The organism is Pseudomonas shahriarae, from assembly GCF_014268455.2.
Classification (GTDB): Bacteria; Pseudomonadota; Gammaproteobacteria; order Pseudomonadales; family Pseudomonadaceae; genus Aquipseudomonas; species Aquipseudomonas shahriarae.
This window is the reverse complement of the sequence record NZ_CP077085.1, coordinates 5,328,287-5,343,904: the sequence shown is the minus strand read 5'-3', so window position 1 is coordinate 5,343,904 and position 15,618 is coordinate 5,328,287. Positions and strand designations below refer to the sequence as shown.

The following is a 15,618-nucleotide window of genomic DNA, read 5'->3' as shown; positions in this document are numbered from 1 at the left end:
TCTGAAGGCCAGACGAACCGGTATTCGTGCCCGTTCTTTTGTATCTGCGCAACCTTGATGACCCAGATGCATCCCCATTCCTTCGATCTAAGAGAACGACATGACCACGACAGAAATGACCCAGGAAGTGCGGCACGCAGAAGCCCTCAAGAAATACCTCGAGGAGTCGGCGCAGCTTAAGGAAGAGATCAAGGACCTGAGCGCTGATGATCAGCGCGACCAGATCCAGTGGGCATTCGAGGACGAGGCCGAGAGCCAGGGCTTCCAGCCTTGGGAACTGACCCTCAAGTACACCTGCACAGCGGAAGAATTCGAAGCTGCGCGCCTGGCCCTGCACAAAGAGGCGGCCGAGGTGCTGGGTGTCGAGTGGGAAGAGTATTGCGAGATGAACAATCTGGTGGTTTAGAAGCTACGGCAGGTTTCAAGCTGCAAGTGTCGCCACGCGCCCTTGCAGCTTGAAGTTTGCAGCGACTCAGATACTGAGCCGCATCGACAGATCCACCGCCTTCACATCCTTGGTCATCGCGCCGATAGAGATGTAGTCCACGCCGGTCTCGGCAATGGGCAGCAAAGTGCTTTCGTTGATCCCGCCACTGGCTTCCAGCTTGGCCTTGCCGCCGTTCAGGCGCACGGCTTCGCGCATGTCGTCCAGGCTCAACTCATCCAGCATGATGATGTCGGAACCTGCCGCCAGGGCCTCGCGTAACTCTTCCAGGCTTTCCACTTCGACTTCCACCGGCTTGCCCGGGGCGATCTTGTGGGCGGCAGTAATGGCCTGTGCAATCCCCCCGCAGGCGGCGATATGGTTTTCCTTGATCAGGAACGCGTCATACAGACCGATGCGGTGATTGTGGCAACCGCCGCAGGTCACCGCGTACTTTTGCGCCAGGCGCAGCCCCGGCAGAGTCTTGCGGGTGTCCAGCAGCTTGACCTGGGTGGTGGCGACAAAGTCCGCCAGGTACTGCGCGCGGGTGGCCACGCCTGACAACAGTTGCAGGAAATTCAGTGCACTGCGTTCGCCGGTCAGCAATGAGCGGGCAGGACCTTCGAGGTGGAACAGCGCCTGGTTGGGGCTGACGCGTTCACCGTCGCGTACCTGCCAATGCACGGCAACCCGTGGGTCCAACTGGCGGAATACGGCATCGACCCAGGCGGTGCCACTGATAACCGCAGCATCACGGGTGATGATCGTGGCCTTGGCCAGGCGTTCGGCCGGGATCAGTTGCGCGGTGATATCGCCGCTGCCGATATCTTCCAGCAGTGCGCGGCGCACGTTGGCTTCGATTTCGGCGGTGAGGTCGGCGAGGCGTAGATTCGGCATAGCGGGCTCCACATACAAAGTGCCTCGATTATAGGGGCATGGCAGCGCCGAACCCAAGGTATGCCGGCATAACCTGGCTGATTACAAAGCCCGTACAGAGTTTGCTGGCGCTACAGGGGCTATTTGCAAGATAATCTCGCGCCTTGCAATTGGCGTCATAGCTTTGACGTCTCGGTGATCTACAAATAATCGTGGTAGCCGCCGGTATTCCATCGGTGGTTGTGGCGATCGTTCACAAAACCGAACCCCGTCGCTCCAGGAGGCCAGCATGCACAATGACGCAAAGGTGGTGCCGATCAACAGGATCGCCGCACAAGCGATGCCGTCGCCGCTCGCCCGCCTGCCTGTGATTGTGCTGCAGGTGCGTGACAAGGCCACGCAGCAACTCGACCGGGGGCTGCAGGAGTTGTTCGATAACGCCGACGACACTCTGTTCGAGATGGCCGACAAAGCCCGCAGCAGCGCCGACCACAATATTTTTTTTGAAGCCATGCGCGACCTGCGCCTCAAGCGCAAGAACTTCGAGCGCATGTTCATGGAACAGCTCTTCGACGCATTTGCCAACCTGGGGCAGGCCGGGCAAGGCGAGTTGCTGCTGCCGACGGTCTCCTACGAAGCAGCGCCCGGCGCGTGCGCCGATGACCTGGAAAAAGCCGTAGCCCTGGAGGCCATGCTCGACAAGGTCATGCACCGTGACGGCCTGGCCCTGGGGCAACTGACCGCCCGCCTCGGTGCGCTGCTGGGCAAGCACCTCGACGATCGGGAAAACCCCCTGGGCCCGGCGATGCTCTGCGAGTACTTCCTGCGGGCCGGGCGCAGCCTGGGGGTGGAGATCCGGGTCAAGCTGATCATTTTGAAACTGTTTGAAAAATACGTGCTCAGCGATGCCGACCTGCTGTACGGCGAGGCCAATCAGTTACTGGTGGCCACGGGTGTGCTGCCCGAGCTCAAGGCCGTACCCTCACGACGTCCCGGCGAACGTGCCAGCCGGGTCCGCCCGCCGGCGGAGGTAGCTCCGACTGCCGACGCCCAGGCCGATGAGGGTGAGCAACAAGTGTTCGCGGCCCTGCAGGAACTGTTGCTGACAGTGCGCGGCAGCGTCGCCCCGACCTTGGAGGCCAGCGCCCAGGCCCAGCCTATTTCCACCCGCGACCTGCTGCGTCTGCTCTCCCACTTACAGCAATATGTGCCAGACCCTGCGGTCGAGGACGATTTTGACCTGCGCCGCCAGTTGGAAGAACTGCTGACCCGGGTCAGCGTCAAGAGTGGCAAGTCGCGGGTGGTGGAGGATGCCGACGAGGACGTGATCAACCTGATCGCCATGTTGTTCGAGTTCATTCTCGACGACCGTACCTTGCCCGACTCCCTCAAGGCGTTGATTGCGCGCCTGCAGATTCCCATGTTGAAAGTGGCCGTGCTGGACAAGAGTTTTTTCAGCCGTGGCAGCCACCCGGCGCGGCGCCTGCTCAATGAAATCGGCACGGCCGCCTTGGGCTGGGGCAAGCGTGATGACTATCAGCGTGACAGTCTTTATGTGCGCATCGAGCAGGTGGTGCAGCGCCTGTTGAACGACTTTGTCGATGACCCGGCGATTTTCGCCGTACTTCTGCAGGAGTTCACCGCGTTTACCCAGGACGAGCGCCGCCGCAGTGAGCTGCTCGAACAGCGTACCCGCGACGCCGAAGAAGGGCGCGCCCGCACCGAACAGGCCCGGCAGCGGGTCGCCGATGCGGTGAATCAACGGTTGCGGGGCAAGGTCTTGCCGCACTTCGTGGTGCAGTTCCTGCAACAGGCCTGGAGCCAGGTGTTGTTGCTCGAATGCCTCAAGCACGAGCAACCCTCGCCGCAGTGGCAGGCGCGGCTGCGGGTCATGGACGAATTGATCTGGAGTGTCGGCCTGAGTGAAGACACAGAAGCCGGCCGCCGCCTGCTGGAACAATTGCCCGCGTTGCTCAAGGCCCTGCGTGAGGGGCTGAGCGAGGCGGCGTTTGATTCCTTTGTGACCCGTGAGTTTTTTATCCAGTTGCAGGCCCTGCATACCCAGGCGTTCCAGGGGGCGGCGCTTCCCAATGTGACGCTGATCGAAGTGCGCGAAAACTCAGGCGCTGCGCCGCCGGTGGAGGCGGTCAGGCTGGCAGAGGACGATCCCGATCTGCTCAAGGTCCGGCAATTGCGCATCGGCAGTTGGGTCGAGTTCCGTGAAGATGAGGAAAACACCCTGCGCTGCAAGCTGACGGCGATCATTGCCCCGGCCAACAGCTATATATTTGTCAATCGCACTGGCCTCAAGGTCCTGGAAAAAACCTGCACGGAGCTGGCCCTGGAGTTCAAGCGTGGCGGGGTCCGCACCCTGGATGATGCACTGCTGTTCGACCGCGCGCTGGCGTCGGTGATTGGCAGCTTGCGCCAACTCAATCGCGCCAAGTGATCGCAACCACCCTGCGTATCACGGCATACTGAGCGCTCCCAAGTCGTGCGCAAGGAACCTGTATGCAGTTGGACCCCACCAGCGGTTGGTGCCAGGGCATTGCCCATTGCCCGTCGCCCAACTTCAATGAACGCCCAGGCGGCGAGATTTCCCTGTTGGTGGTGCACAACATCAGTTTGCCGCCGGCCCAGTTCGCCACGGGCAAAGTGCAGGCGTTTTTCCAGAATCGTCTGGATGTCACGGAACATCCCTACTTTGCAGGCATCGCTGACCTACGGGTATCCGCGCATTTTCTGATTGAGCGTGATGGTACGGTGACGCAATTTGTCTCCTGCCGGGACCGTGCCTGGCATGCTGGCGTCTCCTGTTTCGAGGGGCGCGAGACCTGCAATGACTTTTCCCTGGGGATCGAGCTTGAAGGGACCGACGACCAACCCTTTACCGACGCCCAGTACCATTCCCTGATCGAACTGAGTCGCCAATTGCTGGCCGCCTACCCGGGCATCACGCACCAGCGCATTTGCGGTCATAGTGACATCGCCCCAGGACGCAAGACCGATCCTGGACCGGCTTTTGATTGGGCGCGTTTTCGCGGCGCCTTGCAGGATGGAGGACATGCACAATGAGTTTCCTGGTGTTGGTGCTGGCAGTGTGGATCGAGAAGTTCTCGGCCTTGCGTCAGCGGGTACAGCGTGATGGCCGTTGGCTGCGCCAACTGGCTCGGCTTGAGTCGAGCGCGCGGCTGGGCAAACAACCCTGGCTGATCCTGGCGCTGCTGGTGTTGCTGCCGGTGGCATTGCTGGGGCTGTTACTGCTGGTCCTGGAGCCGCTGGCCTATGGTTTGCTGGCGCTGCCGGTGCACCTGTTGGTGGTGATCTACAGCCTGGGCCGCGGCGATTTGCTGGGCCAGTTGGGGCCGTTTCGCGATGCCTGGCGCCGGGGTGACTTGCAAGCCGCTGAACACGTTGCCGAACGTGACCTGGGCATTGGCGCCGACAGCGGCGAGCAACTGCTGGAGCGGGTCCAGGGCCATTTGCTGTGGCAGGCCTATCAGAGTTTTTTTGCGGTGATTTTCTGGTACTTCCTCCTCGGCCCGGTGGTGGCCCTGGCCTACCGCCTGTTGGCCCTGGCCAGTGAACACGGGCAGAACCCGCTGGTGGTCGAGCGCGCCGGGCAATTGCGCCATGCGTTCGACTGGTTGCCGGTGCGGTTGCTGGCGGCGAGCTTTGCCTTGGTCGGCAATTTTGTCGCGGTCAGCCGGGTAATGCTGCATGAACTGTTGAACTGGGATATCAGTGCGGCGCAGTTGGTGGAAAAGGTTGGCCTGGTGGCCGGCGAAATTCCTGCGCCGGTGGTCGGTGCCGAAGGGATCAACAGCCTGGATCGGTTGTGGGAACTGCTGCTGCGAGCGGCCGTGTTGTGGTACGCCGGGTTTGCGATCTGGACCGTCCTGCCCTGAAAAACACCTCTTGTGGGAGCGGGCTTGTGTGGGAGCGGGCTTGCCCGCGATGCGGTGTAGCAGTCAAAAAATCCGGTACTGACACACCGCTCCCACACAAGCCCGCTCCCACAAAGAGCCCGTAGTGGCTTCAAAAATCGGTCGGCCGCCAGGCCCCGCCGATCGCGTTAACCTTAAGTTACAAAACTTCCCGCCGATTTAAGCTATACAGACAGCGCGCCCAATAGTGGCTTTCTGCCGCTGCCCTGCGCCTTCAATAAAAATAAAAGAAAAGGGAGTTCATCTGTGAAGAGCTTGCTCTATCCCGCCATCGCGCTGATGAATCGCCTGAGCTTCGGCATGAAGTTCAGCCTGATCAGTGTGTTGTTTTTCCTGCCCATGCTGGTGACCAACTATTACCTGGTCCGCGATTCCTGGCGTGAGTTCCAGGGCACGCAGGTTGAGTTGCAGAGCCTGGACCTGTTGGGCAGCAGCCTGATCCTGCGGCGCGACCTGGAAACCCTGAACAATCAGGTGCAGATCAACGCCACCCTTGGGCAGGCGGGCAAGGCGGGGGATATCGAAAGTCAAATCAGCGCTTTGGAGCAGCGCGTACTGGAACGTCTGCAAGGTTTCCAGGCGATGACGACCGATCCCGAGCAGGTCGCGGTGTTCGAGGGCAAGCGCGATGAGATGATTGCGGCCTTCAAGGCCCAGCAAAGCGAGTCTTCACTGCTGAGCAAAAGTGCCTTGATCGGCAAGTTGCTGAACAAGGCGCAGATGTTCAGCCAGATCATTGCCAGCCAGTCGGGGTTGAGTCGTGATGTCCAGGGCGACGTGCGCCAACTCAGCGAACTGATTACCAGCGTCACTCCGCAAGTCACCCAGACCCTGGGCGAAGGCCGGGCCATGGGCGCATATTCCCTGGGCCAGGGTTTTCTCAACTCATCGTCCAGCACGCGTTTTGACGAACTGCTGCAGCAACTGGAAAAACTCCAGGCGGAATACGGTTTGAAAGTGCAGGACGCCCTGGGCTCCAGCAAGGCCGCCCATGGTTCACTGGATGCCTTGGCCCAAGCCAGCCAGGCCAGCCTCAAGCAGGGCAGCGAGCTGTTTGAAGAGCAGGTGGTGATGGCCGAAACCCTGGAGGCGCCGTGGCAGACCTTCTATGACGAAGTGACGGCCTTGATGGCCAAGACCTATCAACTGGACGACGCGACCCTGTCCTTCCTCGACCAGCAACTGCAGCAGCGCCTGGCCCAGAACCGTACGCACATGGTGCTGCTGGTCACAGCGCTGGCGGCGGTGTTCTTGTTGATTTTCTATCTGTACGGCGGCTTCTACGCCTCGACCCGCACCACCCTGCGCCACCTGGGGGCAATGATGGATAAGGTCGCTGCCGGGGACATGACTGTCAGCTTCAAGTCCCAGAGTCGCGATGAGCTGGGTGAATTGGGCGAAGTGTTCAATGGCACCGTGGCGAAAATCCACGACCTGATCGAGCGGGTAGGGCAGACCGTCCAGGAGGTCGAGCATCAGGCCGGGCAGGTGGAGTCGGTGTCGGCGCGCAGCAATCAGGCGGTGTCGGGCCAGCGCAGCCAGATCGAGCAGGTGGCGACGGCCATGAACCAGATGTCGGCGACTGCCCATGAAGTGGCGCGCAGTGCCGCGGCGGCTGTCAGCAGTGCCCATAGCGTCAACGATGAAACCCTTAACGGGCGTGGCCTGGTGCAATCCCAGCAGGGCAGCATCGCGCTACTGGCATCGGAGATCGACCAGTCAGTGCTGGTGATCAACCAACTGGCCATCGACAGTCAATCCATCAGCAGCGTGCTGGAAGTGATCAAGAGCATCGCCGAACAAACCAACCTGCTGGCCCTGAACGCGGCCATCGAGGCGGCGCGGGCGGGGGAGCAGGGGCGTGGGTTTGCCGTGGTGGCCGATGAGGTGCGCACCCTGGCCCGGCGCACCCAGCACTCCACCGAAGAAATCGAGCAGATGATCGCCAAGTTGCACCAAGGCGTCGGCGCGGCCGTGAAGGCCATGGGCAGCAGCCATAAAATGGCCAGCGGCACGGTCGGGCAGTCGGAACAGGTCCAGTTGGCCCTGGAAAATATCCTCGGTGCGGTGGGCATGATCGTCGATCAGAACCAGCAAATCGCGGCGGCGGTGGAGCAGCAGACGGCGGTGGCCCACGACATCGACCAGAATATCGTCGAGATCAATCGGGCTGGCGAGCACGCGGCCCAGGGCGCGCACCAGACCGAAGAGGCCAGCCGGCAATTGTCCTTGCAGGTGATTGAGTTGAAAAAGCTGATCGGTGCCTTCCGCGTGTAAGACTTGGTTGTAGGCTTTATCCCTTTGCTATGTGGTGCATGTCCTGTTTTCCCGCGTGAGCTTTTTTTGCGCTGGGATTGGGTGAGAATTTGTTTCACCCCATCCAGCGCTTCCGGGAGGCAGGGCCATGACCGCGACAACTCCAGGCGTGAAAGGGCATTGCGCCCATTGCGATATCACCTTTGTGCTCAAGCCCTGGCAGCTCAATGCCATTGCACTCAACGAGCCCTTTGATTGCCCGTATTGCCACAAAGTCCTGCTGCTCAATTGCCCCAGGCAACTGCGTCAGTTGAAGTCCCTGGACAACCTGGCCCTGCTGCGCCCGAGCATGCTGGTGCTGACCTGCGTGGCCTTGTTGGTGGCCCTGGTGGTCGAGTGGGTCGGCTTGATCAGCAAGATCGGGCAATTGAATGTGTCGCTGGTGGCGATCCTGATTCACTTCCTGACCCTGCGCCACGCCCGCCACCGGCACCGCATGACCCTGACGCTAGAGGCGGTCAACCCCGTCATCGACGGGCCAGTGGAACACTTCGCAGGCGTTGCGGGTGCTCGCTTTGGCCAGCGCTGAAGGGCTGATGCCCATCAGTTCGGCCAGGGCGCTGCAGATGGCCGGCAGGTGTTGCGGGCTATTGCGTTGGCCGGGGTACATGGCGGGCGCCATGTCCGGCGAGTCGGTTTCCAACACCACTGATTCCAGCGGCAGTTGGGCGATGACCTTGTGCATGCGCAGGGCCTGAGGCCAGGTTGGCGCGCCGCCCAGGCCCAGCTTGAACCCCAGCTTGATGTATTCGCGGGCTTCTTCGCGGCTGCCGGCGAAGGCATGGATGATCCCGCCCCGGGGCAGGCGAATGCGCTTGAGGGTGGCGATAACGGCCGCATGGCTGCGCCGCACATGCAGCAGCGCCGGCAACTGGAAGTCCACGGCCAACTGCAACTGGGCTTCAAACAGGGATTGCTGGCGTTCGCGGTCCAGGTGCGCCAGGAAGTAGTCCAGGCCGATTTCACCCACGGCGCAGAGTTGGCGATGGCCCTTGAGGCGGGTCAGCCAGTCGCCCAACTCGATCAGGTCTGCGGGGCGATGCTCATCCAGGTATACCGGGTGCAGGCCGAAGGCCCCGTGCAGGTCCGGGTCCTGTTGTGCCAGGTCCCATAGCCGTTGCCAATTGCGCTGGTACACCCCTAGCACCACCATGCGCCGCACGCCGAGCTGGCGACTGTGCCTGAGCACCTCGTCGCGATCAGCGTCGAAGTCCTCGAAGTCGAGGTGGGTGTGGCTGTCGACCAGCTCCATGTCTATATCTCGTGAATCCGCTGCTTGAAGGTCCGGCCAATGGCATGCACACCCGGCTGGTAGTGTTGCTCTTCAATCGCCGCGAGTGCCAGGCGCAGGGCCGTCTCGGCGATCAGCGCGTGCTGCTGGGCCATGGCGTTGACCGGCAGCGGCAGGAAGTCCAGCAACTGGGTGTCACCAAAAGTGCCCAGGCGCAGCGGCCGGGATTTGAGCGGGAAGTCATGCAGCGCGTCAAACACCCCTTGCAGCAGGACGTAGGAAGTCGTCACCAATGCATCGGGTAAATGCCCCAGGCGTTGCAGGAGTTCTTCCATCAACTGGCGACCGCAGTCGCGGCTGAAGGCTTCGCCGTGCTCGACCAGCACATCACCTTTGAAGTCTTCAAGCGCTTGCTGGAAACCCGCCGCGCGCTCCTGGCTGATGCTCAGCTCGGGGCGGGCACCGATCAGGACGATCTGCCGGGGCAGGGGTTGCAGCAGGCTGCTGGTCAATTGCTGGCAGGCCTGGCGGTCATCGCTGACCACCGAGCAGAACTGCTCGGCGTCCATCACCCGGTCGATGGCAATCACCGGCAGGCCCTTGGCTTGCAGCTCGCGATAGCTGTCATCGCTGGCGGGCAGGCAACTGGCGACGAACAGTGCATCGCAACGCCGCGCGCGGAACAGTTGCAGCAACTGGCGCTCGCTGTCGGCATCGTCATCGGAACTGGCGATCAGCAACTGATAGCCACGGGCCCGTGCGCCTTGTTCCAACAGCTTGGCGATCCGTGCATAACTGGGGTTTTCCAGGTCCGGCAGGATAAAACCCAAGGTACGCGTGTGCCGGCTGCGCAAGCCGGCGGCCTGGGGGTTGGGGGTAAAGCCGTGCTCCTCGACCACCGCCCGCACCCGTTCCACGGTGGCGGTGCTGATCCGTTGCTGTGCGGCCTTGCCATTGATGACGTAGCTGGCGGTGGTCACGGACACACCGGCTAAGCGTGCAATATCACTGAGTTTCAAACCGGGATTTCCTTGTTTTTTAGAGCTTGCCCCGACATTTTGTCCAATCGTAACCGATTCCTGCACGCGACCATTGTCGCAACTCAAGCGCCGAGCGGTGCTTCAAGGATGCAGAATTACCCAGTAATCTGCCATAAAATCTAGATTAAACGTTTCAGCAGGCGTATTTTTACGATGATCGCTGCTGAGCGCCTACTGCCAATTGACCACTCAGTCAGTTATTTTTGCACGGTTTAATCAAAACAATACCTAGTGCGCACCCCGCACTAACTAGGAGAAAGGCATGCTTGAGCTCACCGTAGAGCAGATATCCATGGGCCAGGTGGCTGTGGATAAGTCTGCTGCCTTGCAACTGCTCGCCGAAAAGCTGGTGGCCGATGGCCTGGTCGCCGAGGGTTACCTGAGCGGCCTGCAAGCCCGTGAAGCGCAAGGCTCGACCTTCCTTGGCCAAGGTATTGCGATCCCCCACGGCACTCCCGAAACCCGCGACCAGGTATTCGCCACCGGCGTGCGCCTGCTGCAATTTCCCCAAGGCGTGGATTGGGGTGATGGCCAGATCGTCTACCTGGCGATTGGCATCGCGGCCAAATCCGATGAACACCTGCGCCTGCTGCAACTGCTGACCCGCGCCCTCGGTGAAACCGACCTGGGCCAGGCGCTGTGCCGCGCCACCTCGGCCGACGCCTTGCTCAAACTGCTGCAGGGTGCGCCCCAGGAGCTGGCGCTGGATGCACAGATGATCGGCCTGGGCGTGTCCGCCGACGATTTTGAAGAACTGGTGTGGCGCGGCGCGCGCCTGTTGCGCCAGGCCGATTGCGTGAGCAATGGTTTTGCTGCCGTGTTGCAGCAAGTCGATGCATTACCCCTGGGTGATGGCCTGTGGTGGCTGCACAGTGAACAAACGGTCAAGCGCCCGGGCCTGGCCTTTGTCACCCCGGACAAACCCATGCGCTACCTCGGCCAGCCATTGAGCGGCCTGTTCTGCCTGGCCAGCCTCGGTGAGGCCCACCAGGCCCTGCTTGAGCGCCTGTGCGCCTTGCTGATTGAAGGGCGCGGCCAGGAACTGGGGCGCGCCACCAGCAGCCGGGCGGTCCTCGAAGTACTGGGTGGCGAACTGCCCGCCGACTGGCCCAGCGCACGCATTGCCCTGGCCAATGCCCACGGCCTGCATGCGCGGCCGGCCAAGGCCCTGGCGCAACTGGCGAAGGGCTTCGACGGCGAGATCCGCGTGCGGATCGTCGACGGGCAGGGCGGCGCGGTGTCGGTCAAGAGCTTGAGCAAGCTGCTCAGCCTCGGCGCCCGCCGTGGCCAGGTGCTGGAGTTTGTCGCCGAGCCGGCGATTGCCGACGATGCGCTGCCGGCGTTGCTGGCGGCTGTGCAAGCGGGGCTCGGTGAAGACGTCGAGCCGCTGCCGGCCGTCAGCGCACGGGTTGAAGTTATCGAGGCCGAACCACCGCTCAGTGCGCCGCTCTCCGGCAGCCTGATTCAGGCAATCCCTGCGGCACCGGGGATCGCCATCGGTCCGGCCCATATCCAAGTGTTGCAGCCTTTCGATTATCCACTGCGGGGCGAGTCGGCCAGCGCCGAGCGCGAGCGCCTATCCGCTGCGCTGCGTGATGTGCGCCACGATATCCAGGGCTTGATCGAGCGCAGCACGTCCAAGGCGATCCGCGAGATTTTCATCACCCACCAGGAAATGCTCGACGACCCGGAACTGACCGACGAAGTCGACACCCGCCTCAAGCAAGGCGAAAGCGCCGAAGCGGCGTGGATGAGCGTGATCGAAGCGGCCGCCAAACAGCAGGAGTCCTTGCAGGACGCGCTGCTCGCCGAACGCGCCGCCGACCTTCGGGATATCGGCCGGCGGGTGCTGGCGCAACTGTGTGGCATCGACACCCCGCAGGAGCCCGACGAACCTTACATTCTGGTGATGGATGAGGTCGGCCCGTCGGATGTGGCGCGCCTCGACCCGACGCGCGTGGCGGGGATCCTCACCGCACGTGGGGGGGCCACCGCCCACAGTGCCATCGTCGCCCGCGCCCTGGGGATTCCCGCATTGGTTGGCGCGGGGCCGGCGGTCTTGCTGCTGGCCTCGGGCACGCCACTGTTGCTCGACGGCCAGCGTGGGCGCCTGCATGTGGATGCCGATGCCGGCACCTTGCAGCGCGCCACGCAGGAGCGCGACACCCGCGAACAACGCCTGCAGGCCGCCGCCGCCCAGCGCCATGAACCGGCCATGACCCGTGATGGGCATGCCGTGGAAGTGTTCGCCAATATCGGCGAAAGCGCAGGAGTGGCGGCGGCGGTCGAGCAGGGCGCCGAAGGCATTGGCCTGCTGCGTACCGAACTGATTTTCATGGCCCATTCCCAGGCCCCGGACGAAGCCACCCAGGAAGCCGAATACCGCCGGGTGCTCGACGGCCTGGCTGGGCGACCGCTGGTGGTGCGCACCCTGGATGTGGGCGGTGATAAACCCCTGCCTTACTGGCCGATTGCCAAAGAAGAAAACCCGTTCCTGGGTGTGCGCGGCATCCGCCTGACCCTGCAACGCCCGCAGATCATGGAAACCCAACTGCGTGCGCTGTTGCGTTCGGCGGACGGTCGCCCGCTGCGCATCATGTTTCCCATGGTCGGCAGCGTCGATGAGTGGCGCCAGGCCCGGGACATGACCGAGCGCCTGCGCGAGCAGATCCCGGTAGCGGACCTGCAACTGGGGATCATGATCGAAGTGCCTTCGGCGGCCTTGCTGGCGCCAGTACTGGCCAAGGAAGTGGACTTTTTCAGCATTGGCACCAATGACCTGACCCAGTACACCCTGGCCATCGACCGTGGGCATCCCACCCTGTCGGCCCAGGCTGACGGGCTGCACCCGGCGGTGCTGCAACTGATCGACATCACCGTGCGCGCCGCCCATGCCCATGGCAAATGGGTCGGGGTGTGCGGTGAGCTGGCGGCCGACCCGCTGGCCGTGCCGGTGCTGGTCGGCCTTGGCGTCGACGAGTTGAGCGTGTCGGCCCGCAGCATTCCCGAGGTCAAGGCCCGGGTCCGTGAATTCACCCTGAGCGAGGCCCAGACTCTCGCACAAAACGCCTTGGCCGTGGGCTCTCCCGCGCAAGTGCGCGCCCTTGTGGAGGCTGTGTAAATGGCAAGGATTCTAAGCCTGACGCTGAACCCGGCGTTGGACCTGACCGTACAACTGGCGCGCCTGGAGCCAGGGGCGGTCAATCGTAGCCAGGCCATGCTGACCCATGCGGCGGGCAAGGGCGTGAATGTCGCCCAGGTGTTGGCGGACCTTGGCCATCAAGTGACGGTTGGCGGATTCCTGGGGGCAGACAATCCCCAGGCGTTCGACGCGTTGATTGCCCGTCGGGGTTTTGTCGATGCGTTTATTCGTGTGCCGGGGGAAACCCGCAGCAATATTAAAATCGCTGAGCACGACGGCCGGGTGACCGATATCAACGCCCCGGGGCCACAGGTCAGCGCGCAGGCGCAAGAGGCGATGCTTGAGCAGTTGACGCGGATTGCCCCCGGCCATGATGTGGTGGTGGTCGCTGGCAGTCTGCCCCGTGGGGTCAGCCCGCAGTGGCTGTACGCCTTGTTGCAGCACCTGAAAACCCTGGGTCTCAAAGTCGCCCTGGACACCAGCGGCGAGGCTTTGCGTGCCGGGTTGCAGGCCGCTCCCTGGTTGATCAAGCCCAACACCGAAGAACTGGCCGATGCGCTGGATTGCCCAGCCGACACGCCTGCTCAACAGGCCCAGGCGGCCAAGCGCCTGCATGCGCAAGGTGTGGAGCATGTGGTGGTGTCCCAGGGTGCCGAGGGGGTCAATTGGTTCACTGCAAACGGCGCGTTCCATGCCACGCCGCCCCGCGTCACCGTCGCCAGTACGGTGGGCGCGGGTGACTCGTTGCTGGCCGGCATGCTCCACGGTCTGCTGGTACAGGACAGCGCACATACGACCCTGGCGCGGGCCACGGCCATCGCCGCCATGGCCGTCACACAGATCGGTTTCGGCATCAGCGATGACGCGCACCTGGCGCGCCTCGAAAGCGGCGTGCAAGTACGCCCGCTGACAGAACAATAAGAGGGTTTGTCATGAAGTTAGCCATTGTTACCGCCTGCCCCAACGGCATGGTCACCAGTGTGCTGTGCGCCCGCTTGCTGGACGCCGCCGCACAACGCCAGGGCTGGAGCACCAGCGTGGAAGTGGTGGACGTGAACCACCCCGAGCGCGCCCTTTCCCAGGCCACCCTCGACGCGGCCGAATGGGTGTTGCTGGTCGCCAGTACGCCCGTGGACATGCAGCGCTTTGTCGGCAAGCGCGTGTACCAGAGCACTCCGGCCCAGGCGTTACAGGACGTTGAAGCGGTGCTGCAACGGGGCGCGCAAGAGGCCCAGTTGTACGTTGCCAGCACCACAGTGCCGACGGTAAAAAACGTGCCGCGCATTGTCGCCATCACCGCCTGCCCCACCGGCGTGGCCCACACCTTTATGGCCGCCGAAGCGTTGCAGCAGGCCGCCAAGGCCAAGGGTTACGACCTGCAGGTAGAAACCCAGGGCTCGGTAGGCGCACGTACGCCCCTGAGCGAGCAAGCCATTCGCGACGCCGACGTGGTGCTGCTGGCCGCCGATATCGAAGTGGCCACCGAGCGCTTTGCCGGCAAGAAAATCTACCGCTGTGGCACTGGCATTGCGCTCAAGCAGTCCGCCGCGATCCTCGATAAAGCCCTGGCCGAAGGCCAGCAGGAAAGCGCCGCCAGCGGTACGACGGCCAAACCAGAGAAAACCGGGGTCTACAAACACCTGCTGACCGGCGTGTCATTCATGTTGCCGATGGTCGTGGCCGGGGGCTTGTTGATTGCCCTGTCCTTCGTCTTCGGTATTCACGCCTACGAAGAGCCCGGCACCCTGGCGGCGGCCCTCAAAGCGGTCGGCGACCATGCCTTCACCCTGATGGTGCCGCTGCTCGCCGGCTACATCGCCTATTCGATTGCCGACCGTCCGGGCCTCGCGCCGGGGATGATCGGCGGCCTGTTGGCCAGCACCCTGGGCGCAGGTTTTATCGGCGGGATCTTTGCCGGGTTCCTCGCCGGCTACAGCGTCAAGCTGATTACCCGCGCGGTGCCATTGCCGCAGAGCCTGGAGTCGCTCAAGCCGATCCTGATCATCCCGTTGCTGGCGAGCCTGATCACCGGCCTGGCGATGATCTACCTGATCGGCCCGCCGGTGGCGCAGATGCTAGTGGGCCTGACGGACTTCCTCAGCACCATGGGCACCACCAATGCGGTGCTGCTGGGCATCCTGCTGGGCGGGATGATGTGCGCCGACCTTGGCGGGCCGATCAACAAGGCGGCCTACGCGTTCTCCGTCGGCCTGCTGGCCTCCCAGAGCGGCGCACCGATGGCCGCCACCATGGCCGCGGGCATGGTGCCGCCGATTGGCATGGCAATCGCCACGTTCCTGGCCCGGCGCAAGTTCGCCCAGACCGAGCGCGAGGCCGGCAAGGCCGCGTTGATCCTGGGCATGTGCTTTATCTCCGAAGGCGCCATCCCGTTTGCCGCCAAGGACCCGCTACGGGTGATCCCGGCCAGCATCGCCGGCGGCGCATTGACCGGTGCCTTGTCGATGTACTTCGGCTGCAAGCTGATGGCACCCCACGGCGGGCTGTTTGTGATGCTGATCCCGAACACCATCAACCATGCGCTGTTGTACCTGTTGGCGATCGTCGCTGGCAGCGTGCTCACCGGCTTGGTGTATGCCGTGATCAAGCGCCCCGAGGCCGTCGCCTGAATGTAGGTGTCGGCG

12 protein-coding genes and 1 pseudogene are annotated in these 15,618 nt (G+C 62.9%); 10 read left to right on the top strand and 3 right to left on the bottom strand.

What is annotated here, in order from left to right:
• The first annotated feature begins 100 nt into the window (after positions 1-100).
• Positions 101-406: a DUF6388 family protein gene (locus HU773_RS23840; protein WP_057444407.1), complete on the top strand. Its 306-nt coding sequence runs from the start codon at positions 101-103 to the stop codon at positions 404-406.
• A gap of 66 nt (positions 407-472) precedes the next feature.
• Here the strand turns inward: HU773_RS23840 and nadC are convergent, their stop codons facing one another.
• Positions 473-1,321, bottom strand: coding sequence for a carboxylating nicotinate-nucleotide diphosphorylase (gene nadC / locus HU773_RS23835; protein WP_186625302.1), 849 nt, complete (start codon positions 1,319-1,321; stop codon positions 473-475).
• Positions 1,322-1,589: 268 nt separating this feature from the next.
• On the opposite strand from nadC, the gene HU773_RS23830 reads away from it, so the two are divergent.
• The 6 genes and pseudogenes from HU773_RS23830 to HU773_RS23810 all read left to right on the top strand — a co-directional run bounded on the left by HU773_RS23830 (position 1,590) and on the right by HU773_RS23810 (position 8,092).
• Positions 1,590-3,749, top strand: coding sequence for a DUF1631 domain-containing protein (locus HU773_RS23830; RefSeq protein WP_186625301.1), 2,160 nt, complete (start codon positions 1,590-1,592; stop codon positions 3,747-3,749).
• A gap of 62 nt (positions 3,750-3,811) precedes the next feature.
• Positions 3,812-4,375: a 1,6-anhydro-N-acetylmuramyl-L-alanine amidase AmpD gene (ampD, locus tag HU773_RS23825; protein WP_057441053.1), complete on the top strand. Its 564-nt coding sequence runs from the start codon at positions 3,812-3,814 to the stop codon at positions 4,373-4,375.
• Positions 4,372-5,208, top strand: a complete 837-nt coding sequence (gene ampE, locus HU773_RS23820) for a regulatory signaling modulator protein AmpE (protein ID WP_057441051.1) — start codon at positions 4,372-4,374, stop codon at positions 5,206-5,208. Before ampD ends, ampE begins: the two co-directional genes overlap by 4 nt.
• A gap of 318 nt (positions 5,209-5,526) precedes the next feature.
• A pseudogene (locus tag HU773_RS27915) lies at positions 5,527-6,618 on the top strand (methyl-accepting chemotaxis protein); the annotation flags it as partial.
• The gene (locus tag HU773_RS27910; RefSeq protein WP_370693753.1) at positions 6,595-7,524 is read left to right on the top strand and encodes a methyl-accepting chemotaxis protein; all 930 of its coding nucleotides are present in this window, start codon (positions 6,595-6,597) and stop codon (positions 7,522-7,524) included. The pseudogene HU773_RS27915 and the gene HU773_RS27910, both read left to right, overlap by 24 nt.
• Before the next feature lie 127 nt (positions 7,525-7,651).
• Positions 7,652-8,092: a hypothetical protein gene (locus HU773_RS23810; protein WP_057958408.1), complete on the top strand. Its 441-nt coding sequence runs from the start codon at positions 7,652-7,654 to the stop codon at positions 8,090-8,092.
• Here HU773_RS23810 and HU773_RS23805 read toward each other — a convergent pair.
• Together HU773_RS23805 and cra are read right to left on the bottom strand one after the other, a co-directional pair.
• Positions 8,012-8,815 (bottom strand): TatD family hydrolase, encoded by an 804-nt coding sequence (locus HU773_RS23805; protein WP_057958409.1) that lies wholly within the window; start codon positions 8,813-8,815, stop codon positions 8,012-8,014. The two genes, HU773_RS23810 and HU773_RS23805, sit on opposite strands and share 81 nt — an antisense overlap.
• Positions 8,816-8,817: 2 nt before the next feature.
• The gene (gene cra / locus HU773_RS23800; RefSeq protein ID WP_120734161.1) at positions 8,818-9,813 is read right to left on the bottom strand and encodes a catabolite repressor/activator; all 996 of its coding nucleotides are present in this window, start codon (positions 9,811-9,813) and stop codon (positions 8,818-8,820) included.
• 283 nt (positions 9,814-10,096) lie between these two features.
• On the opposite strand from cra, the gene ptsP reads away from it, so the two are divergent.
• The 3 genes from ptsP to HU773_RS23785 are packed head-to-tail and all read left to right on the top strand — an operon-like array spanning position 10,097 to position 15,603.
• Positions 10,097-12,955 carry a phosphoenolpyruvate--protein phosphotransferase gene (gene ptsP / locus HU773_RS23795; protein ID WP_169959779.1) on the top strand — a complete coding sequence of 953 codons (2,859 nt, stop codon included), beginning with the start codon at positions 10,097-10,099 and terminating at the stop codon, positions 12,953-12,955.
• Positions 12,956-13,897: a 1-phosphofructokinase gene (pfkB, locus tag HU773_RS23790; protein ID WP_057958412.1), complete on the top strand. Its 942-nt coding sequence runs from the start codon at positions 12,956-12,958 to the stop codon at positions 13,895-13,897.
• An 11-nt stretch (positions 13,898-13,908) separates the two neighbouring features.
• The gene (locus tag HU773_RS23785; RefSeq protein WP_057958413.1) at positions 13,909-15,603 is read left to right on the top strand and encodes a PTS fructose-like transporter subunit IIB; all 1,695 of its coding nucleotides are present in this window, start codon (positions 13,909-13,911) and stop codon (positions 15,601-15,603) included.
• Positions 15,604-15,618: the final 15 nt, after the last annotated feature.

Excerpts from the sequence above, each read along its gene's own strand:
- HU773_RS23840 (WP_057444407.1), top strand. The coding sequence starts at position 101 with ATGACCACGACAGAAATGACCCAGGAAGTGCGGCACGCAGAAGCCCTC.
- nadC (WP_186625302.1), bottom strand. The coding sequence starts at position 1,321 with ATGCCGAATCTACGCCTCGCCGACCTCACCGCCGAAATCGAAGCCAAC.
- HU773_RS23830 (WP_186625301.1), top strand. The coding sequence starts at position 1,590 with ATGCACAATGACGCAAAGGTGGTGCCGATCAACAGGATCGCCGCACAA.
- ampD (WP_057441053.1), top strand. The coding sequence starts at position 3,812 with ATGCAGTTGGACCCCACCAGCGGTTGGTGCCAGGGCATTGCCCATTGC.
- ampE (WP_057441051.1), top strand. The coding sequence starts at position 4,372 with ATGAGTTTCCTGGTGTTGGTGCTGGCAGTGTGGATCGAGAAGTTCTCG.
- HU773_RS27910 (WP_370693753.1), top strand. The coding sequence starts at position 6,595 with ATGACTGTCAGCTTCAAGTCCCAGAGTCGCGATGAGCTGGGTGAATTG.
- HU773_RS23810 (WP_057958408.1), top strand. The coding sequence starts at position 7,652 with ATGACCGCGACAACTCCAGGCGTGAAAGGGCATTGCGCCCATTGCGAT.
- HU773_RS23805 (WP_057958409.1), bottom strand. The coding sequence starts at position 8,815 with ATGGAGCTGGTCGACAGCCACACCCACCTCGACTTCGAGGACTTCGAC.
- ptsP (WP_169959779.1), top strand. The coding sequence starts at position 10,097 with ATGCTTGAGCTCACCGTAGAGCAGATATCCATGGGCCAGGTGGCTGTG.
- pfkB (WP_057958412.1), top strand. The coding sequence starts at position 12,956 with ATGGCAAGGATTCTAAGCCTGACGCTGAACCCGGCGTTGGACCTGACC.
- HU773_RS23785 (WP_057958413.1), top strand. The coding sequence starts at position 13,909 with ATGAAGTTAGCCATTGTTACCGCCTGCCCCAACGGCATGGTCACCAGT.